Annotated in this window: 1 protein-coding gene and 1 pseudogene (1 of these 2 cut by a window edge); both read left to right on the top strand. The window is 58.4% G+C overall.

Annotated features, from left to right (window positions below; all coding sequences use genetic code 11):
- Window positions 1-1,143, top strand: a pseudogene (locus tag B3397_RS19705) (TonB-dependent siderophore receptor) (it extends 974 nt beyond the left edge of the window).
- 190 nt (window positions 1,144-1,333) lie between these two features.
- Window positions 1,334-1,705, top strand: a 372-nt coding sequence (locus B3397_RS19700; protein ID WP_296253313.1) for an MFS transporter, incomplete at its 3' end; no start/stop codon positions are given.

Below are 1,705 nucleotides of genomic sequence, written 5' to 3'. Positions count from 1 at the left end.
TGGGCCAGCGACAATTCCCTGGGCCGTACGGTCTACCAGTCATCTTCGGACGAGAACCAGGCCGGTCTGGATGCCTTCGCCAGCGGCCCATTCGAAGCGTTCGGTCGCACCCACGAACTGGTGGTGGGCGCCAGCCGCAGGATCTATGACAACACCGACCACAACTATGCCCCCTACGACTTGAACTGGCCGTTGAACGCGGGCAAGCCAAACTTCGTGCATACCAGCAACAGCCGTTCGGTGACCACCCAGGACGGAGTGTACATGACCACTCGCATCAGCCTGGCCGACCCCCTCAAACTGATCCTGGGCGGAAGGCTGGATTGGTATGACTACGACAACCGCGATGGCACCGGCGATTACAAGGTCACCCGCAACGTGACCCGCTACGCCGGCCTTATCTATGATCTGGACGATCATCACTCGGTCTATGCCAGCTTCAGCGACATCTTTACCCCACAGAGTGAAGAAGGCTCTTCCGGTACGCCGCTGCGGCCCATTGTGGGCAAGAACTACGAGATCGGCATCAAAGGCGAGTACTTCGATGGCGCATTGAACGCCAGTGCGGCCCTGTTCCGTGTCGATCAGGAAAACCGCGCCGTGGAAGTGACCGACCGTACCGTGTGCCAGGCCGACCAGGCCACCTGCTATGACGCGTCGGGCGAAGTTCGCAGCCAAGGTATCGATCTGGAACTGCAAGGCGCATTGACCGAGCACTGGCAGGTGGGCGGCGGCTACACCTACGCGCGGGTGCACACTATCAAGGATGACGCCAATCCGCAGAATGTGAATCAGCGCTTCGACACCGACACACCAGAGCACCTGTTCAAATTGTCCACCGTCTACCGCTTCCAGGGCTCCCTGGAGAAACTGCGAGTGGGCGGCAATGTCTCCTGGCAGAGCCGGCTGTATAACGACCTCACCTTGCTCGACGGTTCAGGCGCACGCTTGAAACAAGGTGCGTACGCTGTCACCGATTTGATGGCTGGGTACAAGGTCAACCGCAATCTGGATCTGCAGCTCAACGCCAACAATATCTTTGATCGCAAGTATTACCAGTCGATTGCCAATTCTGTGCAGTACGGCGGTGATTCCTATGGCGATCCGCGCAATGTGATGGTGACGGCGCGATACAGTTTTTGATCCCGGTGGCACTCTGCCTGCCACCCACACTAAATAACCTCTCACCACTGAATTATTTAGTGTCCTTTTATATCTGAGCTTGTAGAGCCCGTACCCGCGCAATGACTGCTCGGCCAACGGGCCCACTCACCCGCCCTCGCATGACGCTGGGGCCAGGGTGCATACCCAGATCAGTTGCAGAGTAATTCCCATGAAATCACGGAAAAAAAAGGTCAGCCCCATTGGCCTGCAGGACATCACCATTGTCGATGACGCCAAGATGCGCAAGGCCATTACCGCGGCCGCGCTGGGCAACGCCATGGAATGGTTCGACTTCGGCGTCTATGGCTTCGTAGCCTATGTCCTGGGCAAAGTGTTCTTCCCCGATGCCTCGCCCAGCGTGCAGATGATCGCAGCGCTGGCGACGTTCTCGGTGCCCTTCCTGATCCGTCCTCTGGGCGGGTTGTTCTTCGGGGCGCTGGGTGACAAATACGGTCGGCAGAAGGTTTTGGCGGCGACCATCGTGATCATGTCGTTGAGCACGTTTGCCATCGGCCTGATCCCCTCCTATGCCTCCATCGGC

Origin of the sequence: Pseudomonas sp. UBA4194 (assembly GCF_002379585.1) — a bacterium.
In the GTDB taxonomy this organism is placed as follows: Bacteria; Pseudomonadota; Gammaproteobacteria; order Pseudomonadales; family Pseudomonadaceae; genus Aquipseudomonas.
Note: the sequence above shows the minus strand (reverse complement) of the source record. Positions and strands in the feature narration are given on the sequence as shown.